This window comes from Fructobacillus ficulneus (assembly GCF_001047075.2).
Lineage (GTDB): Bacteria > Bacillota > Bacilli > Lactobacillales > Lactobacillaceae > Fructobacillus > Fructobacillus ficulneus.
In genome coordinates, this window is record NZ_DF968005.1 from 395161 (window position 1) to 398653 (window position 3493).

Below are 3493 nucleotides of genomic sequence, written 5' to 3' on the forward strand. Positions count from 1 at the left end.
CAGCCGCTTCCGCTTTGAACAGTGTTTTGTTCTCCAGTGGTCGCCACCTTTACCAGCTTTCTACTGAATTAGGGATCAAGTCATTTACTAAGATTTCTAAAAATGGAATTCCCTTCACGGCGGTTTTGCTTTCAGCGGTCTTATTGGTCTTTGCCCCGGTTATCTCCTCAATTCCTGCCATTAACAACGCTTTCCAGTTTGTTAGTGGAGGTGCCAGTGACTTGAGCATCTTCGTCTATGTCTTGACCATGGTGGCCCACCGCAAGTATCGTCAATCGCAGGACTTCTTGCCAGATGGGTTCAAGATGCCCTTTTATTCAATCGCTAGTCCCCTCACGATTATGGCCTTTGTCTTAATTTTCTTCTCTCTCTTTACGAATTGGAATGATATGATTCCTGCTATTGGAGCCATCGCTTGGGCTGTGATTGTCGGCGGGTTCTGCCTCTTCTATTACCGTGATAAGAAAGTTGCGGTTTTGGAGTAAAATCTATCCATAAAATGAACGCTGACTTGGGTTGGCGTTTTTTATTTCATCGAAAAAAGCTAAAGCAACGATTTTGACCGCTGACTTTAGCTTTTTGATTTGGATTCATTTAATTTTTAATACCAGCTAGGCTTAGGAAGCCCTTCTGATCCAGGTTCCCACAGTCCAACGCTAGCCTGAACGTCATTACGGACACCGGTCAGGTTATCAATCACAAACTGTGAGATGGCTCGCCGGGTGATTTGAGCACCAGTAAAAGGTTCGCCCTTAGGACTAACGACGTAGTCCGTACGATCACCATTGTAAAGCCAGGTCATCCGCATGTAAGTATATTCTAAGTTGCTGTCTTCCAAAACTTCGTTACCACGGCCCGTTGCAACTCGCCGGCCCAACATTTGAGCATTCCAGGTTGCAAAGGGTTCAGTGACTTCGCCATAAACACCAAGGACACCGGCCTGAATGATTCGCTTTACTCCCTTTTCTTGCATGACTGAAACAACTTTCTCGGTGACTTCTTTGTTATCAAAATTCATATAAACGGCATCTTTGTCGCTCAGAGCCGCAACCAGTTGATATGGGTCACTGGCATTGCCCGTAATCTTATGCACATTTTGGTAAGGCAAGTCACCGGCATGTGAACCAAACAAGGTCAAATCAAAGTCGGTTTGCTCTTGCAGCATTGGTACTAAGAATTTGGGAATTTGACCACCTGCTCCAAGGATTAAAAGCTTTTTCATTTATCGGCCTCCGATAGTCTTTATGTCTTTCTTAGACCTATTTTACAACTTTCAGTAGACTTTAAGTCAAATTTCATGTTATTTCGTAAGAATATTATAAGTGTTGTTACTTTTTATTTATTGCTTTAAAAGCATTTTAATCAATACTATCAGAGTTTTTAATTTTATTAGAATTATTCTTCGCTGGCAGAAACTAGCCGTTCTTTTTTCAGCAACCAGGAAAAACTAGCGAAAATTGAATTAATAATATAGTAAATGTACTTGGCCACATTGGCAAAGTTACCAAGACTAAAGGCCTTCCCTAATTGGGCAACGTTGTAAATTGCCCAAAAGGTCCACTGGGATGGTAACTTGAAAACGTTCAAGACGTTAGCAATTAGTGAAAAGGTAAAAGTAATCGATGAGAAATAATACAAACTATTGATTTCTTCATGAGCCAAGCCCACGTAAGCAATGTAGTTCAGCCCAAAGCCAACAATTACGGCACCAACCATGATGGCTGCCAAGAACAAAGGAAAGTTCTTTTGCCGACCGAATGAATGGCGGTACTTCTTGGCCCAAGTTTGACTGGCCTGCCAGTTTAAATAGACTGACAATGGATAAGTTAGGACTGCCCCAACATTTCCCAAAAGGAAGTCAATTGTGCCGGAAAAAATGGTATTGATCCAGCTAACGACATTTCCCCAATTACTGACTTTGGCAGTCAGTCTAGTTGCCATGATAGAGGCAATCGCTGATAGCGTCGACACAACCCCGATTAGTGGCCAGGATAAGAAAAAATTATCATGACCGGCAAAGACCCACGAGGCTGAAAGCGGGGTTTTGTAGTAACCCAGCATAAAGACCGTGGTAAGGACAATGGCCACGCCTAGAAAATCAAAGGATTTTGATTCGGCAATGGCTTGGATTTTTCGATTAAACATCTGTTCTCCTATTTGTTGTTTACTGGAGCCGGAAGGAAATACAACGCCCCTGGAATTATACGTGTTCGGTCATATCCCGAACGTCTCTTATCATACTGTACCTGGTCGGATAAGTCGAATTTGTGAAGGTGTGCCTTCATTTCAACAATCAGAAATATCAGGACAAGCAAAAAGCCCACAAACTTTGTGGACTTTTTCTTAATCGTTAAAGAAGTGTTCGAGCCGCTTAAGGGCTTCAGTTAGGTCAGCAGCTGACTTAGCATAACTAAGCCGTAAGTAGCCTGGCATTCCAAAACCTTCCCCAGCCGGAATGGCCAGCATTTCCTCATTTAGGAGTGCCATTGATACCTGGTTAGTATCCTCATAGTTGTGACCTTGCATAAACTCCGGGTCAACCTTGAAGAAAAGATAAAAGGCGCCCTGGGGCTTAAATGGTACCGATAGGTTGTTAATTTTAGTGATGCCATCATAAATTAAATTCAACCGCCGTTCAAAGGCTTGACGCATCAGCTCAACGCTGGTTTGGGGACCAGTTAGCGCCTCAATCGCCGCATATTGGGCAGCCACCGTCGGGTTTGAAGTCAAATGGCCCAGGAGTTTATTCATCGCCGCGGTGATTTCTTCATCCGCTATTGCCCAACCGATTCGCCAACCCGTCATAGCATAAGATTTGGAAACCCCATTGATAATGATAACTCGGCTGCCGGCAATCGGCATCAGTTCTAGTCCCGAATGAAACTTGGTATCGCCATAAACGAGTTTGCCGTAGATTTCATCCAGAATCAAGTAGACGCCGTTACCCTCAGTCCACTTGATTAAGGCTGCTAATTCGTCCTTGGTATAGACAGATCCACTGGGATTATTGGGCGTATTTAAAATCACTAATTTTGGTTTTTGGTCGAGGGTCTCTAGGCTTTTAATCGTTAACTTGCATTCCAAATTTGTCGGTTGAACCACTGCCAAAGTACCCCCAGCTAGCTTGACCTGCTCGGAATAGCTAACCCAAAACGGGGCTGGCGTGACGACCAAGTCACCCGGATCAACGAGGGTCTGCATCAGTGTAAACAATGCCAGTTTAGCACCAGTCGTGACGACAACCTGATCAGGATTAATGGTTGTTTGATAGTCTAATTGGACCCGGCTAACGACTGCCTGCTTCAATTCTGTCAAACCACTCGTGGTCGTATAGGAATCTGTCTCGTGGTGGCTAATTGCGGCTACTGCTTTCAGGCTGATATTGTCCGGGGTTGAAAAATCTGGTTCTCCCTGGCTCAAATTAACAACGTCGAGACCCTGGACAATCATTTCTTTTGCTTGTTTCCCCATTGCTAGGGTTGGTGACTGTGCA

General features: G+C 44.1%; 3 protein-coding genes and 1 pseudogene. 1 reads left to right on the forward strand and 3 read right to left on the reverse strand.

Translation table 11 applies throughout. The features are described from left to right. Window positions 1–485, forward strand: a pseudogene (locus AOQ29_RS08230) (amino acid permease); the annotation flags it as partial. Between the two features lie 116 nt (window positions 486–601). Here the strand turns inward: AOQ29_RS08230 and AOQ29_RS06460 are convergent. The 3 genes from AOQ29_RS06460 to AOQ29_RS06470 all read right to left on the reverse strand — a co-directional run. Further along, window positions 602–1222, reverse strand: a complete 621-nt coding sequence (locus tag AOQ29_RS06460) for an NAD(P)H-binding protein (RefSeq protein ID WP_061993661.1) — start codon at window positions 1220–1222, stop codon at window positions 602–604. Between the two features lie 173 nt (window positions 1223–1395). Next, window positions 1396–2145 carry a nicotinamide mononucleotide transporter gene (locus tag AOQ29_RS06465; protein ID WP_061993662.1) on the reverse strand — a complete coding sequence of 250 codons (750 nt, stop codon included), beginning with the start codon at window positions 2143–2145 and terminating at the stop codon, window positions 1396–1398. A gap of 198 nt (window positions 2146–2343) precedes the next feature. Next, window positions 2344–3493 (reverse strand): pyridoxal phosphate-dependent aminotransferase (locus AOQ29_RS06470; protein WP_083989390.1); only part of this gene is annotated, 1150 nt, incomplete at its 5' end.